At 70.6% G+C, this 17455-nt stretch carries 17 protein-coding genes; 10 read left to right on the forward strand and 7 right to left on the reverse strand.

The features are described from left to right. Window positions 1-179 precede the first annotated feature (179 nt). The 8 genes from ACWDVB_RS02340 to ACWDVB_RS02375 all read left to right on the forward strand — a co-directional run bounded on the left by ACWDVB_RS02340 (window position 180) and on the right by ACWDVB_RS02375 (window position 7366). On the forward strand, window positions 180-959 hold the full coding sequence (locus ACWDVB_RS02340) for an amino acid ABC transporter ATP-binding protein (RefSeq protein ID WP_451518365.1): 780 nt from the start codon (window positions 180-182) through the stop codon (window positions 957-959). Window positions 960-1005: 46 nt separating this feature from the next. Further along, window positions 1006-1926: a glutamate ABC transporter substrate-binding protein gene (locus tag ACWDVB_RS02345; RefSeq protein ID WP_451518366.1), complete on the forward strand. Its 921-nt coding sequence runs from the start codon at window positions 1006-1008 to the stop codon at window positions 1924-1926. 95 nt (window positions 1927-2021) lie between these two features. After that, window positions 2022-2669, forward strand: coding sequence for an amino acid ABC transporter permease (locus tag ACWDVB_RS02350; RefSeq protein ID WP_451518367.1), 648 nt, complete (start codon window positions 2022-2024; stop codon window positions 2667-2669). After that, window positions 2666-3688 carry an amino acid ABC transporter permease gene (locus tag ACWDVB_RS02355; RefSeq protein WP_451518368.1) on the forward strand — a complete coding sequence of 341 codons (1023 nt, stop codon included), beginning with the start codon at window positions 2666-2668 and terminating at the stop codon, window positions 3686-3688. The genes ACWDVB_RS02350 and ACWDVB_RS02355 overlap by 4 nt, the downstream gene beginning before the upstream one ends. Before the next feature lie 266 nt (window positions 3689-3954). After that, window positions 3955-5628: an FAD-dependent monooxygenase gene (locus tag ACWDVB_RS02360; protein WP_451518369.1), complete on the forward strand. Its 1674-nt coding sequence runs from the start codon at window positions 3955-3957 to the stop codon at window positions 5626-5628. Window positions 5629-6301: 673 nt separating this feature from the next. Next, a complete protein-coding gene (locus ACWDVB_RS02365; protein WP_317987190.1) occupies window positions 6302-6349 on the forward strand; it encodes a hypothetical protein in 48 nt (15 codons plus the stop codon). A 79-nt stretch (window positions 6350-6428) separates the two neighbouring features. Beyond that, on the forward strand, window positions 6429-6980 hold the full coding sequence (locus tag ACWDVB_RS02370; RefSeq protein ID WP_451518370.1) for a cysteine dioxygenase: 552 nt from the start codon (window positions 6429-6431) through the stop codon (window positions 6978-6980). Then, the gene (locus tag ACWDVB_RS02375) at window positions 6971-7366 is read left to right on the forward strand and encodes a rhodanese-like domain-containing protein (protein ID WP_451518392.1); all 396 of its coding nucleotides are present in this window, start codon (window positions 6971-6973) and stop codon (window positions 7364-7366) included. The genes ACWDVB_RS02370 and ACWDVB_RS02375 overlap by 10 nt, the downstream gene beginning before the upstream one ends. 82 nt (window positions 7367-7448) lie before the next feature. On the opposite strand, the gene ACWDVB_RS02380 is transcribed toward ACWDVB_RS02375, so the two are convergent. The 4 genes from ACWDVB_RS02380 to recA all read right to left on the reverse strand — a co-directional run bounded on the left by ACWDVB_RS02380 (window position 7449) and on the right by recA (window position 13040). After that, entirely contained in the window at window positions 7449-9995 is a 2547-nt protein-coding gene (locus tag ACWDVB_RS02380; protein ID WP_451518371.1) for an FtsX-like permease family protein, read from the reverse strand. After that, window positions 9992-10612, reverse strand: a complete 621-nt coding sequence (locus ACWDVB_RS02385) for an ArsR/SmtB family transcription factor (RefSeq protein ID WP_451518372.1) — start codon at window positions 10610-10612, stop codon at window positions 9992-9994. Before ACWDVB_RS02385 ends, ACWDVB_RS02380 begins: the two co-directional genes overlap by 4 nt. Before the next feature lie 517 nt (window positions 10613-11129). Further along, complete coding sequence (gene recX / locus ACWDVB_RS02390; protein WP_451518373.1) at window positions 11130-11912, reverse strand: recombination regulator RecX; 783 nt, start codon at window positions 11910-11912, stop codon at window positions 11130-11132. Window positions 11913-11915: 3 nt separating this feature from the next. Beyond that, window positions 11916-13040: a recombinase RecA gene (gene recA, locus ACWDVB_RS02395; RefSeq protein WP_451518374.1), complete on the reverse strand. Its 1125-nt coding sequence runs from the start codon at window positions 13038-13040 to the stop codon at window positions 11916-11918. A gap of 297 nt (window positions 13041-13337) precedes the next feature. Between recA and ACWDVB_RS02400 the strand changes: the two genes are divergently transcribed. After that, window positions 13338-14486, forward strand: a complete 1149-nt coding sequence (locus tag ACWDVB_RS02400) for a winged helix DNA-binding domain-containing protein (protein ID WP_451518375.1) — start codon at window positions 13338-13340, stop codon at window positions 14484-14486. 40 nt (window positions 14487-14526) lie between these two features. On the opposite strand, the gene ACWDVB_RS02405 is transcribed toward ACWDVB_RS02400, so the two are convergent. Continuing rightward, window positions 14527-15801: an AI-2E family transporter gene (locus tag ACWDVB_RS02405; RefSeq protein ID WP_451518376.1), complete on the reverse strand. Its 1275-nt coding sequence runs from the start codon at window positions 15799-15801 to the stop codon at window positions 14527-14529. A 173-nt stretch (window positions 15802-15974) separates the two neighbouring features. After that, complete coding sequence (locus ACWDVB_RS02410; RefSeq protein ID WP_451518377.1) at window positions 15975-16169, reverse strand: DUF3046 domain-containing protein; 195 nt, start codon at window positions 16167-16169, stop codon at window positions 15975-15977. A 79-nt stretch (window positions 16170-16248) separates the two neighbouring features. Between ACWDVB_RS02410 and ACWDVB_RS02415 the strand changes: the two genes are divergently transcribed. Continuing rightward, window positions 16249-17208: a hypothetical protein gene (locus ACWDVB_RS02415; protein ID WP_451518378.1), complete on the forward strand. Its 960-nt coding sequence runs from the start codon at window positions 16249-16251 to the stop codon at window positions 17206-17208. On the opposite strand, the gene ACWDVB_RS02420 is transcribed toward ACWDVB_RS02415, so the two are convergent. Then, a complete protein-coding gene (locus ACWDVB_RS02420) occupies window positions 17179-17454 on the reverse strand; it encodes a hypothetical protein (RefSeq protein WP_451518379.1) in 276 nt (91 codons plus the stop codon). The two genes, ACWDVB_RS02415 and ACWDVB_RS02420, sit on opposite strands and share 30 nt — an antisense overlap. Window position 17455: the final 1 nt, after the last annotated feature.

The raw sequence follows: 17455 nt of genomic DNA on the forward strand, positions 1-17455 counted from the left end.
AGGGTTCGGGTCACGGACACGTTCCGTTATCCAGCCGGTACGCACACGGTGGACCCTCTTCACACGGTGTGTCCGGTTGCGGCCGGATCGTTATGCTCAATTTCCCCTCAGATGTAATGACGCTGGTCGCGCTGGGTTATTACTGTCCATCCCAACCGAGGAGGATGGAGCAACAAGCCGTGACCGAAGTATCGGTGACCAAGGACGCCATACCGCCCGGGGCGGACGACCTGGTCGTGCTGAAGAACGTCAACAAGCACTTCGGCGCTCTGCACGTCCTCCAGGACATCGACCTGACCATCGCCCGCGGCGAGGTCGTCGTGGTGATCGGCCCCTCCGGGTCCGGCAAGTCGACCCTGTGCCGCGCCATCAACCGCCTGGAGACGATCGACTCGGGAGACATCTCGATCGACGGCAAGCCGCTGCCCCAGGAGGGCAAGGAACTCGCCCGTCTCCGCGCCGACGTAGGCATGGTCTTCCAGTCGTTCAACCTTTTCGCGCACAAGACCGTGCTCGAGAACGTGACGCTGGGCCAGACCAAGGTGCGCAAGACCGGCAAGGCGGAGGCCGAGAAGAAGGCCCGCGCCCTGCTGGACCGCGTGGGCGTCGCCTCGCAGGCCGACAAGTACCCCGCGCAGCTCTCCGGCGGTCAGCAGCAACGTGTCGCCATTGCGCGCGCGTTGGCGATGGACCCCAAGGTGATGCTCTTCGACGAGCCCACGTCGGCGCTCGACCCGGAGATGATCAACGAGGTCCTCGAGGTGATGCAACAGCTCGCCCGCGACGGGATGACGATGGTCGTCGTCACCCATGAGATGGGCTTCGCCCGGTCCGCGGCGAACCGCGTCGTCTTCATGGCGGACGGCCGGATCGTCGAAGAGGCCACGCCGGACCAGTTCTTCAGCAACCCGCGCAGCGACCGGGCCAAGGACTTCCTGTCGAAGATCCTTAAACACTGAGGCTCCCACGCCGTCTCAACTCCAGTCGAAACAGAGGATGTTCCCCATGAAGCTCCGTAAGTCCGTTGCCGTCGCAGCGGCCGTCGCAGCGCTCTCGCTGACCGCCACCGCCTGCGGTGGCAAGGAGGGCTCCGCCGGCGACAAGCCGGAGGGCTCGGACGGCAAGGACACCAAGGCGCTCAGCTACACGGTCAAGAAGGACGTCTCGGTCGACTCGTCCGTCTTCAAGGACGCCAAGAAGCGCGGCAAGCTGGTCGTCGGCGCCAAGGCCGACCAGCCGTACCTGGGCTTCCAGGACCAGTCGACCAAGGATTACTCCGGCTTCGACATCGAGATCGCCAAGATGATCGCGGCGGACCTCGGCTTCTCGGCCAAGCAGATCGAGTGGAAGACGATCGACTCCGGTGCCCGTGAGACCGCGGTCTCCAAGGGCGACGTCGACCTGATGATCGGCACGTACACGATCAACGACGAGCGCAAGAAGCAGATCGACTTCGCCGGGCCGTACTACCACGCCGGTGCCTCCCTGCTGGTCCGCGAGGACGAGAAGGACATCAAGGGCCCGGAGACCGTCCGCGGCAAGAAGGTCTGCTCCATCGTCGGCTCCACGCCGCTGCAGAACATCAAGAAGCCGAAGTACGGCGCCAAGGTGACCGAGCTGTCCAAGTACTCCGAGTGCGTGGCGCAGATGCTCAACAACCAGGTCGACGCCGTCACCACCGACGACGCCATCCTGATGGGCTACGCGGCGCAGAACCCGGGCAAGCTCAAGGTCGTCGGCAAGCCCTTCTCCGACGAGCCCTACGGTGTCGGCCTCAAGAAGGGCGACAAGGCGCTCCAGAAGGCCGTCGCGGACGCCATCAAGGCGCACCAGGAGAACGGCGACTACAAGAAGGCGTTCGACGCCACCATCGGCAAGTCCGGCTCCGAGTACAAGGACCCGCCGGCCTTCACCGACCCGAAGTAGGACCCCGCGCCCCGCTTCGTACGGCCGACACGTCCGTACGGGGCGGGGCGTCTTGTGAGCCCATCGCCGCCCGACCGCCCTCTCGCGGAGAATTCATGAACGTACTGACCGACAACCTGTCGCTGTTCCGCGAGGGGTTCATCGGCACCGTGGAGCTGACCGTGGTCAGCGGGATCATCGCCATGGTGCTCGGCGTGATCATCGCCGCTTTCCGGGTCTCCCCGGTCCCGCCGCTGCGCATCTTCGGCACCCTCTGGGTCAACATCCTCCGGAACACCCCGCTGACGCTGCTCTTCCTGGTGGCCTTCTTCATCCTTCCGAAGATCCTGTTCCCGGACATGAACTCCTTCGTGCTCGGGGTCGTGGCGCTGGGCTTCTACACCTCGTCCTTCGTCGCCGAGGCGATACGCTCCGGCATCAACACCGTGCCGATGGGGCAGGCCGAGGCGGCTCGCGCGATCGGCATGAACTTCACCCAGGTGATGCGGGTAGTGGTGCTCCCCCAGGCCACCCGCGCGGTCATCGCCCCGATGGGCTCGATCTTCATCGCGCTGACCAAGAACTCGGCGATCGCGGGCGGCTTCGACAACGTCGATCTGTTCAACGTCACCAAGACCCTCAGCAATGAGGGTTACGACATCACGATGATCTTCGTCTGGGTCACGGTCGCCTACCTGATCATCACGTACGCCATCAATGGCGCCTTCCGGCTGCTGGAGCACCGAATGGAGGTCGCCCGATGAGCGCCAGCGTTCTCTTCGACGCCCCGGGCCCCAAGGCCAAGGTCCGCAACAGGGTCTACTCGATCGTCGGCACCGCGGCGGTGCTCGGCCTGATCGTCTGGGTCGTGCTGCGGCTCAACGAGAAGGGCGAGTTCGACAGCGCCCTGTGGGACATCTTCAACTACTCCGGCATCCGCCAGAACATCTTCGACGCGCTCCTCGCGACCCTGAAGGTCTTCGCGCTCGCCGGTGTCTTCTCGCTGGTCTTCGCGGTCGTGCTGTGCGTCGGCAGGCTCTCGGACCACCGGCTCGTCCGCTGGGCCTCGGTCATCTTCATCGACCTCTTCCGGTCGATCCCGCTGCTGATCACGATCTTCGCCCTGTGGGTCGGCATCCTCGGCGACATGACCCCGATGTGGGCGCTGGTCTGGGGCCTGGCCATCTACAACGGCTGTGTCCAGGCAGAGGTGCTGCGCGCGGGCATCAACGCCGTTCCCAAGGGCCAGCGGGAGGCCGCCTACGCCCTGGGCCTGAGCAAGACCCAGGTCATGGCCAGCATCCTGTTCCCGCAGGCCGTGCGCTCCATGCTGCCGACAATCATCAGCCAGCTCGTGGTGACCCTCAAGGACACCTCGCTCGGCTTCATGATCCTCTACCCCGAGCTGCTGTACTCGGCCCGCCTGATCGCCAACAACACTCCGGTGAACGGCACGTACCCGTTCGTCCAGACGGTCGCCGTCTTCGGTGTCATCTACATCTCGCTCTGTCTGGCGCTCTCGTCGCTCGCCACCTGGATCGAGAAGCGCGGGCGCCGCGCCAAGACGGGCATCGTCGTGGCCGCCGCAGCGGAGCCCGCGGAGGCGCCGGGCGTGCTGGACGCGGCCACGCCGCTGGGCCCGAAGGTCGCTGCGGAGCCCGCGGTGGGCGCTGTGGAGCGTGCGGCAGGTGCCGCGGAGCCCTCAGCGGGGACCGGGCGGACCGAGGATGGATCCGGGCGTCCGGACGACGACTCCAACGGCACGGTTGGGAAGTCCAACTGACCTGACGTCGACACAAGTGTGGGGGGCGGCCGAGGTGCCGCTCCCCACACTTGTTTCCCCGGGCCCGATTCCTTCTCCCGTCGCGCCACTTCACTCTTACTTCCTGGTGAACGCCACTGCCATCGTCACTTGACGCAAGCACCGGCAATGGGTTGCATACGTTCTGTGATCGTGCACCGGGCTCCAACTGCCAGTTCCTGTACGTACGTCCAGCGCTTCCGGGCAGCCCGGACCCTCGGATCCCGTTGGGCCGGAGGGCGTGCGCCGTGGACCCGGTGATCGTCGTCGGCGCGGGCCCCGTCGGCCTCGCCCTCGCCCTCGCCCTCGCCCGCCACTCGGTGCCCACGGTGGTCCTCGACGAAGGGCCCGGCAAGGACGAGCAGCGCCTCGCGCGGACGGTCGTGCTCCGCGAGGACACCGCTGCTTTCGTGGAACGGCTCGTGGGGCGCTCGTTCGGTGACACGGAATCGGGCGCGCGCTGGACGAGTTGGCGGTCCCTGCGGCGCAGGCAAGTGATGCGGGAACTCTCCTTCGGTGACGCGTTTCCTGCCCCGCTGCATCTGCCGCAGCACGTCCTGACCGGCGCGCTGCGCGACGCCATCGCCTCCGAGCGGCTCGTCGAACTCGCGGTGGAGAGCAAGCTCGACTCCCTGGAGCAGGACGCCTCCGGGGTGACCGCCCACGCGCGTGGGCGGAAGGACACGTGGTGGCGGGGCAGTTATCTCGTGGGCTGTGACGGGTCCCGCTCGACGGTGCGCAAGCTGCTCGACATCCGCTTTCCGGGTCGTACGGCCGTCGAGCGACATGCCGTGGCGGCGCTGAGGACGGAACTTCCGTGGGCGGGTGAGGCGTTGTTGCATCGGATGCCTCCGTGGCGCGGCGGAGGCATCGAGGTGACGGGCCGCCCGCTCGCCGACGGAGTGTGGCGGCTCGACTGGCTGCTGCCGCCGCGGGGTGAGCTGGTGACGCCCGATGCCCTTGTCCTGCGGATCCGGGAGACCCTCGCGGGCTGGTGCGGGGGTTCCACACCTCCGTACGAACTGCTCGACACGGGCGTGCACCTCGTCCATCACCGCCTCGCCCGCCGGTGGCGGGTCGGCCGTGCCTTCCTTGCCGGGGACGCCGCGCATCTGCTCGGCGCGCTCGGCACCCAAGGGCTCGACGAGGGGCTCCGGGACGCGGACAACCTCGCGTGGAAGCTGGCGCTCGCCTGGCACCACGGCGCGCACGATCCGCTGCTCGACAGCTACCAGACCGAGCGGCGGGCCGGTGTGGCCGCACGACTGCGCGCCGCCGACCAGTCGCTGCCGGTCCTGCGCGGCGGCAAAGGTCTGCGCTCCTACGTGCCGGGGACCGCGCGCGGGCACGACGCGCTCCTCACGGACGGCCACGTGGGGCGCGGGCCGCTCGGGGCGCCCTCGTCGTACGCGGGCTCCCCCTTGGCGCCCGCCCCGTCCGAGTCCGAGGTGGCGGTGGCGACGGAGCCGGGCGCTCCGGTCACCGATGTGCGGGTGACCGCGCCCGACGGGTCCTTCGTGCAGCTGCGGGAGCGGCTCGGGTTCGGCCATTTCCTCGTCGTCCTGGTCGCGCCGGGCACCATGGTGTGGGAGCGGCGGCACTGGGTGACGGCCGGGATCATGCCGCGGCTCGCCGCGGCCGTCGCGGCACTGCCGCATCCCGCCGAGCTGCTCGTCGCGGAGAGCTACCCCGGGGCCGGCGCGCACTCGGTCCTGCTCGTCCGCCCCGACGGGCGCCTGGTCACCGCACTCTCCGGTGTCCGCCCGGCCGAGCTGTACGCGGCGACCGAGGCGGCGGTGGGGGGCCCGAAGCCGACGGGGCATGAGCAGGGGGCCGCCGATACGGAGCCCGTCGGCCACGCGGTTCCGGGGGGCGGGGAGGGAAGCGCCGCGGGGGCGCGGGCGGCGCGGCCGGCGAAGTGAGGGGCATGCGTGCGTGCGGCTCGGTTCTGTGGGGGCGGGATGGGCTTGATGAGCGTGTGCCCGGTGGCGGGGAGCCGTCCGCTGCTGGTGGGGGGCAGTGAGCGTCTGCCTGGCGGCGGGTGGTGGTCCGCTGCCGGCGTGGTGGATAGGCGCGAGCCCGGTGGCAGGGCCGGGCCGGTGAACGTCTGACCCACGTCGTGGGCGAGGTCCGCTGTCGGCGTGGGTTGGTAGGCGCGAGTCCGGTGGCGGGGCAGCCCCGCTCCCCGGGGCGGGCCGATGAGCGTCTGCCTGGCGGCGGGCGCGCGGACGGCTGTCGGCGTGGGTCGGTGAACGCGAGTCCGGTGGCGGGGCGCGGTTCGCTCCCAGCGGGCCGGTGAGCGTATGCCTGGCGGCGGGTGCGTGGACGGCTGTCGGCGTGGGCTGGTAGGCGCGAGTCCGGTGGCGGGGCGCGGTTCGCTCCCAGCGGGCCGGTGAGCGTCTGCTTGGCGGCGGGCGCGCGGACCGCTGCCGGCGTGGGTCGGTGGACGTATCCCGGGGTCTGGCTCACCCCGCACGGCTGCCTCCGTCGAGGTCCCCGTCGGCAGCGGACGCGCAGGAGTTGACCTCCCCCGACCTCCATGGTCTACTCCGGATCGTGACCGACACCGATGTGCGCCTGTGGCGGAGGGTCCATATGGACCTCGTCCGCTACGCAGGCTGCGTGTGTCACCCGTCCTGCTGAATTCGCCTCTTCCCCGCACGCTGAGCGCCGCCTCCCGGCCTGCTCGCGTGCTCTTCCGCGAACTTCCAGGACGGTATCCGTGTCTGCCTCCACCCCTTCCTCCACCGCGCCCGCGTCCGAGCGCTCCACCGCGCCCGCCGCCCCCAGCGCCGCCGAACTCCTCGACTTCGTCCGCCGCAGTGCGGCCGACCCCGAGCTGATCGCTTCCCTGCCGCTCGACCCGGAGGGCCGCACCTGGGTGCGCCTGGAGGGGCCCGGTGGCAGCGAGGCCTGGCTGATCGGCTGGCCGCCGGGTACCGGCACCGGCTGGCACGACCACGCGGAGTCGATCGGCGCGTTCCTCACCGCGGCGGGCACCCTCAAGGAGAACGCGCTCGCCGTACGCCTGCCCACCGACGGCTGGAAGACCCTGGAGCTCACCGGAGACGTCGACCGCGAAAGGGAGTTGACGCCTGGCGAGGGCCGCGCCTTCGGCCGCAACCACGTGCATGAGGTGCTGAACGAGTCGCCCACCGAACACGCCATCTCCGTACACGCCTACTACCCACCCCTGCCACGGATCCGCCGCTACAGCCGCACCGGCGACGTGCTCCGCCTGGAGTCCGTGGAGCGCCCGGAGGACTGGCAGTGAGTGAACAGCCGATTGGCATCGACGAGTTGTTGGAGCGCGTACGGCTCGACCTCGACCGGGTCGTTCCCCGGGAGGCGTACGCCATCTCCCAGGCCGGCGGCCTGCTGGTCGACATCCGATACGCGGCACTGCGGGAACGCGACGGACTGATCCCCGGAGCGCTGGTCGTCGAACGAAACGAATTGGAGTGGCGCCTCGACCCCCAGGGCAGCCACCGCGCCCCGGAAGCCACCGGTCACGCGCTACGCGTCGTCGTGATCTGCAACGAGGGGTACGCGTCGAGCCTCGCGGCCGCCTCCTTGCGGCAGTTGGGGCTGCGCCACGCGACCGACCTCGTCGGCGGCTTCCAGGCGTGGCGTACGGCGGGGCTTCCGGTCACGGTGTGAACGCGCGCGATGGCCCTGTAAACCAAGGGTGGGTGCCCCTCAGGTAAGGGGCGCCCACCATTGCGTACTGCCCCTTACTTCCCTATTCCTTCGCTGTCGCCACCGTGACCGGGAGCGGCCTCAGGGCGGCACGGCCCGGAAGCGCGGTCGCCACCAGGGCGAGCAGTCCGGCGACGGCGACCACGGACACGTACACCAGCGGAGTGACCGTCGGTGCCGCGCTGCCCGTCATGCCCACGCTGAACGCGGACAGGACGGCGAGCGCCACCCCACTGCCCAGTGCCGTGCCGATGAGAAGGACCGACAGCGCCTCGGTGCGCAGCATCCGCAGTACCTGGCGGCGCGTGGCGCCCGCGAGCCGGAGCATCGCGAACTCGCGGATGCGCTCGGACACGGACATCGCGAGAGTGTTGACGACCGCGATGGCAGTGAAGGCCAGGACGAGGCCCATGGCGAGGTGGTTCACCTCGGCGTTGGCCTGCTGGCGCTCGGCTTGAAGTCCGTCGGCGGCGGCCGGGGCGAGAACCCGTACGCCCGGGAACTTCTCGACGGCCGCCGCGAGTTGTTGCTGTGTACGGTCGCTTTTGACGAGGACCGTGGCGGCGAGCGGGTTGTCGACGTGGCGGGCGACCAGACCGTGCGCCATGGTCAGATCGCCGAACCCGAGCCCGCGGGCGTACACGGCACGGACGGTGAGTTCGGCCTTCGTGCCGTCTCCGAGGGTGAATTTGAGCGTGCTGCCCGGCTTCAGACCGAGCCGGTCGGCGGCCAGTTCGCTGACGGCGACGCTGTCCTCGCCGAAGCCCTTCAGGGAACCGGCGGTGACGTCCGGGTCCCAGGTCCGGGCGAGGCCCTCCGGTGTGACGCCCTGCGCCGGGTACTTGTCGAGCCCTACGCGCACGGTGGTGCGTACGACCTCGGTGGCGGCCTCGACGCCTTCGGTCGTACGCAGCTCACGCGCGGCCTGCGCCGGAACGCCCGGTCCCTGCGTGGCGAGCACCCAGTTCGCGCGGATGCCGTCGCGCGCCTCGGCGCGAGCTGCGTCGCCCAGGGTGGGCTGGACGAAGAGGACGGTGCAGGTCATGCCGGTGAGGAGGGCGAGGGGGGTGACGGCGGCGGCCATCCGGGCCGCGTTGCCGCGCAGGTTGGCATGGGCGAGCTTGCCGGCCGGGCCGCTCAGCCGGAGCGGACCACGCAGCAGCGTGGCCGCCGCCCGGACGACGAACGGGCCGAGGAGTGCGATGGCGCAGGCGAAGACCACAACGGCCAGGTATGTCACGGGAGTCGACGCGGCCTCGGTGTGCAGGATGCTCAGCACGGCGACCAGGACGATGCCTCCGACGAGCAGGACCAGTCCGGCCACGACGCGGCTCCAGGCGGGCCGGACCCGCTCGACCCGCGCCTCGGCGAGGGCTTCGGCCGGGCGGATCCGGACGATCCGGCGGCCCGCGATGCGGGCGGCGGCCCAGGCGCCGAGCAGGGTCGCGGCGACGGCGACGAAGGGCGGAAAGACGCTGACGGCGCGTTCGAGGGTGGCCGGGATGGCCCCCGTGCCCACGAACCGGCCATGCAGCCAGCCGCCGAGCGGAATTCCGGCGAGCGAGCCGATGACGCCCGCCGCGGCACCGATGACCAGCGCCTCGCGCCCCAGCAGCCTGCGGATCTGCTTCGGTGTCGCGGCGACGGCACGCAGCAGGGCGAGCTCGCGGTGGCGCTGCTGGACGGAGAGCGCGAAGGTGCCGACGACCACGAGGACGGCGACGAGGAGCGATGTGCCGCCCATGGCGCCGCCCATGCTGACGAGCTTGACGCGGGCGCCCGCCGCGTCGAGGAACTCGACAGGTCCACGATCGTCACCCGTGCTGACCTGCGCTGTCGTGCCGTCCAGGGCACGTGCGACAGCCTGCTTCAGGTCAGCGACGTCGGTGCCCTCATCCGGTACGACGCCGAAAGCGGTGACCTTTCCGGGGTGCGCCGCGAGCCTCTCGGCCTCTTTGGAGGAGAAGAAGAGCGAGGTCTGGTGGGCGAGCGCACCGTTCTGAGGGGCGGCGATGCCGGTGATGCGGTAGCTGCGCGGGCCCTGCGTCGACTGGACGGTGAGCCGGTCGCCGGGCGTCAGGCCGGCGCGGTCGGCGAGATCACGGTCGATGACGAGGTCGCCCGCCGCACGCGGGGCGCTGCCGTCGACGAGACGGAAGGGGGTGAGGGCGGCGGACCTCCAGGCGTGTCCGTAGGCGGGCCTGTCGACGTCTCGCGCGGCGGCGGGCGCCATCGGCTGGGCGAGGAAAGTCAGTTCGGGCACGATCGTGCGGACGCCCGGAGTCTTCTTGAGCCGGTCCGCTATGCCTTCGGCCGACAACCAGGCCCGTTCCGCGATCGGTTTCGCCTTGTGCTTGACCTTGGTCTTGCCCTTCTTGTGCTTGACCGTGGTCTGGTGGACGTTCTGGTCGGCGGAGACGATCACGGGCGCGGCAGCGTAGCGCTCGGTCTTGATGGTGCCGCGCAGGCCGGTCTCCAAGAGAGTGCCGCATGCCGTGATCAGTGCGGCTGCGCACATCAGTGCGAGGAAGGCGCCCAGGAATCCGCCTTTGCGGTCCCTGACTGTCTGCAGTGCGTAACGCAGCATCATGAGGGCTCGGTCTCTTTTCGGCTGTCGGAGGGCGCGGCGGGAGCGGCGGGCGTGATGGGCTTGGAGGGCATCGTGGGCCTGGAGGGCGTGGGGAAGGCCAGGAAGCGCGTGAGCACCGTGCGCGCGCCGACCGGAGTGTCGGTGTCGGGGCGCTTGTAGCGGTTGAGCAGCGCGATGTACTCCTCGAAGAACTCACGGAGTTCGGCGAGGGTCAGCCGGATCGTGCCGCGCGAGTACGGGAACGCGTCGGCCCACTCGCCGAGTTCGGCACTTGTCTCCCGCTGCGACTGCTCGAAGAGGTCGAGGTCGGCGGCGTACGAGAGATGGTTGAGCTCGTCCATGACGAGCCGCGTCCCGGGGCTCTGCCGACTGCGCGGCGGAAAGCGCCGGTCGCCGGGGACGGCCCGCCACCAGCGCTCGCGTCCGTGCCCGCGCCCGTGCCCGGAGCCCGGCGTCTCCTCGACGAAGCCATAGCGGGCGAGCTCACGCAGGTGGTAACTGGTGGCCCCGGTGTTGAGACCGAGGGCCCTGGCGAGCGTCGCCGAGGTGGCCGGGCCGTGCACGGTGAGGTGCTGCAGCATCTGCTGCCGCCGAGGCTGCGCGAGAGCCTTCAGCACGCTGAGGTCGGTCAGCTCTTCTGGGAAGCGGGGCCGGGGGCCCTTCCGGAGGTTCCCCCTCTTCCGTGGCTGAGGCTGAGACTGGAAGCTTCTCCGGAACCGCTTGGGCGTGGGCAGCCGGGGTCTTTTGCGGGGCAGGGGCCGTGGCGGGGGCCGCCGTACCCACCTCCGGGCCACGGCCCGTGATGGAGCCTTGGCCAGGGTCCGCTGCCCGCGTCGGGTCCGCCGACGCGACCGGCGTCGAGGCCGGTGCCGGTCCTGAGGCGGGGCCGGAGCCCGAGCCCATGTCCAAGGCGGAGGCGGAGGCGGAGGCGGAGGCGGAGGCCGAGTCATGGGCCTGCGCCGCATCAGTCGTGCCGGGTTCCTGTGCCATGCGTACACAGTCGTCTGTGCACACATTCCTGTGCACTGCGGCGGCCCGGCGTCTCCGCAGGGGGGGTACCCCCACCCCACGGAGCGCCCGTTGGGATGCGTGGATCGTTCTGGGTGCCGCCCCACCCCCGTGGGAGCGGCCCGCTCAGAACGCCTCGTACCCCAAGTCCTCGGTCTCCTCGCCCTCTTCCTCCAGGGCCTGCCGGACCACTCTGAGCGCCATGCCCTCCCCGTAACCCTTGCGGGCGAGCATGCCCGCGAGGCGGCGCAGCCGCTTGTCCCGGTCCAGGCCGCGCGTGGAGCGGAGCTTGCGGGCGACCAGCTCGCGCGCGGTCGCCTCCTCCTGCTCCGAGTCCAGCTGCCCCACGGCGTCGTCGATCAGCGTGGACTCCACGCCCTTGGTCCGCAGCTCCCGGGCGAGCGCCCGGCGGGCCAGGCCCCGGCCGTGGTGGCGGGACTCCACCCAGGCGTCCGCGAAGGCGCTGTCATTGATCAGGCCGACCTCTTCGAAGCGGGAGAGGACCTCTTCCGCCACGTCATCGGGGATATCCCGCTTGCGCAGCGCGTCGGCCAGCTGCTTGCGCGTACGCGCGGTACCGGTGAGCAGGCGCAGACAGATCGCCCGCGCCCGCTCAGCCGGATCCCCCGTCGGCGGTTCCCCCTTCTCGGCCCTCGACGAGGAAGGGGGGCCGCTGTCCTGGTGGTCACCGAAGCCGCCACGCCGCCGACGACGCCCGCCGCTCCGGCCGGTGCCGCCGTCCCGGTTGCCGCCATCGCCCCCGAAGCCGGCCCTGTCGCCCTCCCGGAAACCGCGGCCATCGCCCTGGCCGACGCCGTCCTGATCCACACCATCCCCGTGGCCCCGCCCCGCGGCGCCGGGGCGGCTTTCGGGGACGGTGTGGTCCGTCCAGTCGGTTCGTCGCGTCACGGACTAGCTCTTGGCCGCCGCGGCCTTGGACTTGGTGGCCTTGGCCACCGGCGCGGGCACCGTCTTGGCGGCGTCGTCGGCCGGGGCGGTGCCCGCCGCGTCCGTGCCCGGCTCGGCGGCCGGAGCCTCGGGCTTCACGCCGACGCCCAGCTTCTCCTTGATCTTCCTCTCGATCTCGTTGGCGAGGTCGGGGTTGTCCTTCAGGAAGTTACGGGCGTTCTCCTTGCCCTGGCCGAGCTGGTCGCCCTCGTACGTGTACCAGGCGCCCGCCTTGCGGACGAAGCCGTTCTCCACGCCCATGTCGATCAGGCCGCCCTCACGGCTGATGCCATGGCCGTAGAGGATGTCGAACTCGGCCTGCTTGAAGGGCGGCGCGACCTTGTTCTTGACGACCTTGACGCGGGTGCGGTTGCCCACCGCGTCCGTGCCGTCCTTCAGGGTCTCGATACGGCGGATGTCGAGCCGCACCGAGGCGTAGAACTTCAGCGCCCGGCCACCGGTCGTGGTCTCCGGGGAGCCGAACATCACACCGATCTTCTCGCGGAGCTGGTTGATGAAGATCGCGGTGGTCTTGGACTGGTTGAGCGCACTGGTGATCTTCCGGAGCGCCTGGCTCATCAGACGGGCCTGGAGACCCACGTGCGAGTCACCCATCTCGCCCTCGATCTCCGCGCGCGGCACCAGGGCGGCGACGGAGTCGATGACGATGAGGTCGAGGGCGCCGGAGCGGACCAGCATGTCGACGATCTCGAGAGCCTGCTCACCGTTGTCCGGCTGGGACAGGATGAGGTTGTCGATGTCGACGCCGAGCTTCTTCGCGTACTCGGGGTCGAGGGCGTGCTCCGCGTCGATGAAGGCCACCGCGCCGCCTGCCCGCTGGGCGTTGGCCACGGCGTGCAGCGTGAGGGTCGTCTTACCGGAGGACTCCGGCCCGTACACCTCCACCACACGGCCGCGCGGGATGCCGCCGACGCCGAGCGCGACGTCGAGCGCGGTCGACCCGGTGGGGATGACCTCGATGGGCTCGTTCGGCCGCTCGCCCATGCGCATCACTGCGCCCTTGCCGAATTGCCGTTCAATCTGTGCGAGCGCGGCGTCGAGCGCCTTCTCGCGGTCGGTTCCTGCCATGGGTTCCACCCGATTTGCTTGAGTCGATCGCTTCACGTCAAAGACGCTAACGCCTGCCACTGACAATCCGCCCCGACGCCCGTCCAGCCTGTGGATAACTCGAGGCCATCCCTCACCGAAATCCGCCGAAGCGTGCCAGGGATCACCTCCCGCACCCCCGGAAAATCACCGCCGGACACCCCATAAGAATGGATGTTCGATTTCAGTGTCAAGCTCGACACCGCCCTCGGGGCGGCGGAGACCGGGACAGCCCAAGCACTGGCTGGGGCGAGGTGGAGCGGGGCAGAATCCTGCGCTGTGAAGATCACCGCGGGCGAACTCAACCGGGCCACCCTCAGCCGTCAGATGCTGCTGGAGCGTGAGCCGCTGACCGTCCAGGACGGGATACGACGCGTGGTCGCGCTGCAGGCGCAGCACCCGGCCTCGCCGTATCTCGCGCTCTGGAACCGACTCAAGAGCTTCGCTCCTGCCGAGCTCGACACCGCCTTCGCCAAGCGCACGCTGGTCAAGGCGACCCTCATGCGGATCACCCTGCACGCCGTACACGCCGAGGACTACCAGGACTTCCGCGGGGCGATGCAGCCGACCCTGTACGGCTCCCGGCTCGGCAACCGCTTCGCCGCCGCGGGCCTGACGCCCGCGGACGCCGAGGAGATGGTGCCGGAGCTGCTGGCCTTCGCCGCCCGGCCGCGAACCTCGGCCGAGTTGCGGGCATGGGTCGCGGAGCGGCTCGGCGCCGAGAAGGCGGGCGGGGCGTGGTGGGGGCTGAAGGCGTATGCGCCGCTGCACCACGCGCCGACCGACGCGCCGTGGTCGTTCGGCGTCCGGCCGTCTTTCGTGGCGGCCGGGGCCGGGCCCCTGCTCGCGGGGCGAGCGGCGGTACCGGACGCACTGCGGGCCCTGGTCCTGCGCTATCTGGAGGGGTTCGGCCCCGCGTCCGTGGCAGACGTGGCTCAGTTCTCCATGGTGCAGCGGGCTCCCGTACGTGAGGCGCTGCGCGCTCTGGACGGCGTTGTCGAGCAGCTCCAGGGGCCGGACGGAAGCACGCTGTTCGACCTTCCGGGCGCCTCCCGCCCGGCCGCGGACACCCCCGCACCACCCCGGCTCATGGCGATGTGGGACAGCGTTCTGCTGGCCTACGCCGACCGCAGCCGCGTGATACCCCCGGCCTACCGCCCCCTGGTGATCCGGAACAACGGCGACGTGCTGCCCACCCTGCTGGTGGACGGCCATGTCGCCGGGGTGTGGCGGCAGGTGGACGGCGCGATCGAGGCCACGGCCTTCCACTCCCTGTCGCCCGAGACCTGGGACGGGCTCGCGGCGGAGGCCCGCTCCCTCACCGCGCTCCTCGCCGGCCGCGAGACGAAGGTGTACAGCCGCCACCATTACTGGTGGGCCAAGCTCCCCGAGGCCGAGGTTCGACTGCTGCCGCTGTTGCCGCTCTGAACAGACGCGCCCGTCCGGTCCTACCGGCGCCCGTCCGGTCCTACCGGCGCTCGTCCGGCTTCGGCCGTGTCTCTGACTCCGCCGCCGCCCCCGGGTGGTTCGGCCCGCGCAACGCGCGTCGCACGCGCGCGAGGAGGGATGGTCCGACCCGGCGCCGGTGCCCGTGCACCCGGGGGTCGTCCGTGACGTCGTACCTCTTCACGTACGCCCCGAGGAAGGCCTGCAGGGTCGCGACGGCCGGGATGGCGATGAGCGCTCCGACCGCGCCGAGGAGTGCCGTCCCCGCGATGACCGACCCGAAGGCGACCGCGGGGTGGATGTCCACGCTCTTGGCGGTGAGCTTGGGCTGCAGCACGTAGTTCTCGAACTGCTGGTAGATCACTACGAAGATCAGCACCCAGAGCGCGTACCAGGGATCGACCGTGAAGGCGATCAGCATCGGCAGGGCGCCCGCCAGATACGTGCCGATGGTGGGGATGAACTGGGAGACCAGGCCCACCCACACGGCGAGCACGGGCGCGTAGGGGACATCGAGCGCCTGGAGCAGGACGTAGTGGGCGACCCCGGAGATGAGTGCCATCAGCCCGCGCGAGTACAGATAGCCGCCGGTCTTGTCGACCGCGATCTCCCAGGCGCGCAGCACCTCGGCCTGCTTGGCGGGCGGCAGCACCGAGCACAGCGCGCGACGCAGCCGCGGGCCGTCGGCCGCGAAGTAGAACGAGAACAGCAGGATCGTCAGGAGCTGGAAGAGACCGCCGAGGACCTGCGCGGAGACGTCCAGGACGCCGCTGGCGCTGTTCTGCACGTACTTCCGCAGCCAGTCGGAGTGGACCAGGCTGTCCTGCACCTCGACGCGGGAGAGCTCCGTGTGGAAGGTCTGGTTGATCCAGCTGATGACCTTGTCGAGGTAGTCGGGGAAGTCCTCCACCATGTCCACGATCTGGCCCGCGAGCATCGACCCCATCAGCGTGACGAAGCCCGCGCTCGCGATCACGACGCCCATGAAGACGATGAACGTGGCGAAGCCCCTGCGCAGCCCGCGCGCGGCCATCCAGCTCACCGCCGGCTCGACCGCGAGCGCCAGGAAGAACGCGATCAGGACATTGATCAGCAGCCCGGTCAGCTGGTGGAAGGCCCAACTGCCGAGCTGAAAGCAGGCGATGAGCGCGAGGGCGAGCACCATGGCACGCGGCAGCCAGCGCGGCATGCGGGCGCCGTGCCCTGCCTCGGCCCCGGCGGGGGGCCGCGCGGGCGGCGTCGTGCCGAGTGGAGCGATGTCCTGGGTGACCTGCGCGGTCTCGTCTGTGGGTGCCACGGGGTCAGTCTCACCCACGCCGCCGACAATCGGTCGCCGACCCCGCATCTTGGGACGGGCTGCGCACAATCTTGCGGCGGCCTACGCGCGCGTGGCGCCCTCCGACGACAACAAGCCGCCCGTAGAGCGACCCGTAGAGCCCGCTGCAGAGCGGCCCGTAGGGCAGTCCGCAATCAGCGCTTTTCGGCCGGTACGTCCATGGCCGCGCAGACCGCGCGCCAGACGTCCTTGGCTTCCCAGCCCGCGTCCAGCGCTTCGTGGACCGTACGGCCGCCCAGCTCCGTCATCACGTGATCGCGCGCGAAGGAGTCGGCGTACCCCGCTCCGAAGTGAGCCGCCATTCGCTGCCAGAAGACCGTCAACCGCATGCCTCCAGTATCGCGCCCCTGAGAGTGCAGCCGGGCGCAGGGGGCTTGTCGAGAACGCTTTCCGTCCTACGGTCGGAACATGGCCGAAACCGGAGCATCCCCCGACCCAGTGCCCTCCCCCGACGCGGCGTCCTCCCCGGTCGCCCGCGCCGAGCACTTCGTCTGGCTCACCGCGCGCGTCCTCGAGCAGCGGCGGTTCGCGTACCACTTCCTCGATGGCGGCGACCGGGCCGCGGACGCTGTGGAGACCGCCCTTGCCGCATACGTCACCGCGGACGGCGGGTACGGGTACGCACTCGAACCCGATCTGCGCGGCCCTGTGGCCCAGCCGCTGCACATCGGGCACGCGCTGCGGATCCTGGACTCGATCCGGCGCTGCGGCGGGCAGCGGATGGAGCGCGTGTGCCGCTATCTGACGTCGGTGTCGACGCCCGAGGGCGCCCTCCCGGCGGTCCATCCAAGCCAGCGCGGCTACCCTTCGGCGCCGTTCGTGCCGATCCTTGACAATCCGCCCAGTGATCTGCTGGCCACTGGGCCCGTGGTCGGGCTGCTGCACCGCAACGGGGTGTGGCACGCCTGGCTCTTCCGGGCCACGGATTTCTGCTGGGCGGCCGTCGAATCGCTCGGGAAGTCGCATCCGTACGAGGTACAGGCAGCCGTCGCCTTCCTCGACGGCGCGCCCGACCGCTCCCGCGCGCAGGCCGCCGCCGACCGCCTCGGACGCCTCGTGCGGGAGCAGCGTCTGGCGGCGCTGGACCCGGACGACCTGGACGCGTATCCGGTGTCCCCGGGATACGCGCCGGGTGAGCACCACTTCGCGCACGACTTCGCGAAGACCCCCGAGTCACTCGCGCGCGCGTGGTTCACCGATGCCGAGATGGGGCGCTCGCTGGACCTCCTGGCGCGGGAACAGCAGGAGGACGGCGGCTGGCCCGTCCGGTGGCGCCAGTGGGCACCGGGTACGGCCCTTGAGTCGCGTCCGATCGTGACCATCGAGGCGCTGCGCACGCTACGGGCTTACGGGCGGCCCATCACCTGACGGGTCCGGCAGTCGCCGGCCCAGCCCGTCAGCGCCCGCAGCCCGGCCGTGACCGGCCCCCGCGGCGGCGGTGAGCCGTTCCAGGCTCGGCGGATCGGCGAGGCGCTCCCCAAGGGCGGCGCGCTCCGGCAGCCGCCCGCCGTTCCACCGCGGCAGCCGGGTCATCGCCGCCCGCAGCAGCCGGGTCACCCCCACCCGCAGGAGGGTGTCGGCCGCGAGCGTCTCGCCGACACAGCGGGCGGACACA

The organism is Streptomyces sp. NPDC003379, assembly GCF_053589195.1.

Bases quoted from the DNA above. Each gene is read 5' to 3' on its own strand.
- ACWDVB_RS02345 (WP_451518366.1), top strand. From the start codon at position 1,006: ATGAAGCTCCGTAAGTCCGTTGCCGTCGCAGCGGCCGTCGCAGCGCTC.
- ACWDVB_RS02350 (WP_451518367.1), top strand. From the start codon at position 2,022: ATGAACGTACTGACCGACAACCTGTCGCTGTTCCGCGAGGGGTTCATC.
- ACWDVB_RS02355 (WP_451518368.1), top strand. From the start codon at position 2,666: ATGAGCGCCAGCGTTCTCTTCGACGCCCCGGGCCCCAAGGCCAAGGTC.
- ACWDVB_RS02380 (WP_451518371.1), bottom strand. From the start codon at position 9,995: ATGATGCTGCGTTACGCACTGCAGACAGTCAGGGACCGCAAAGGCGGA.
- recA (WP_451518374.1), bottom strand. From the start codon at position 13,040: ATGGCAGGAACCGACCGCGAGAAGGCGCTCGACGCCGCGCTCGCACAG.
- ACWDVB_RS02410 (WP_451518377.1), bottom strand. From the start codon at position 16,169: ATGCGGTTGACGGTCTTCTGGCAGCGAATGGCGGCTCACTTCGGAGCG.
- ACWDVB_RS02415 (WP_451518378.1), top strand. From the start codon at position 16,249: ATGGCCGAAACCGGAGCATCCCCCGACCCAGTGCCCTCCCCCGACGCG.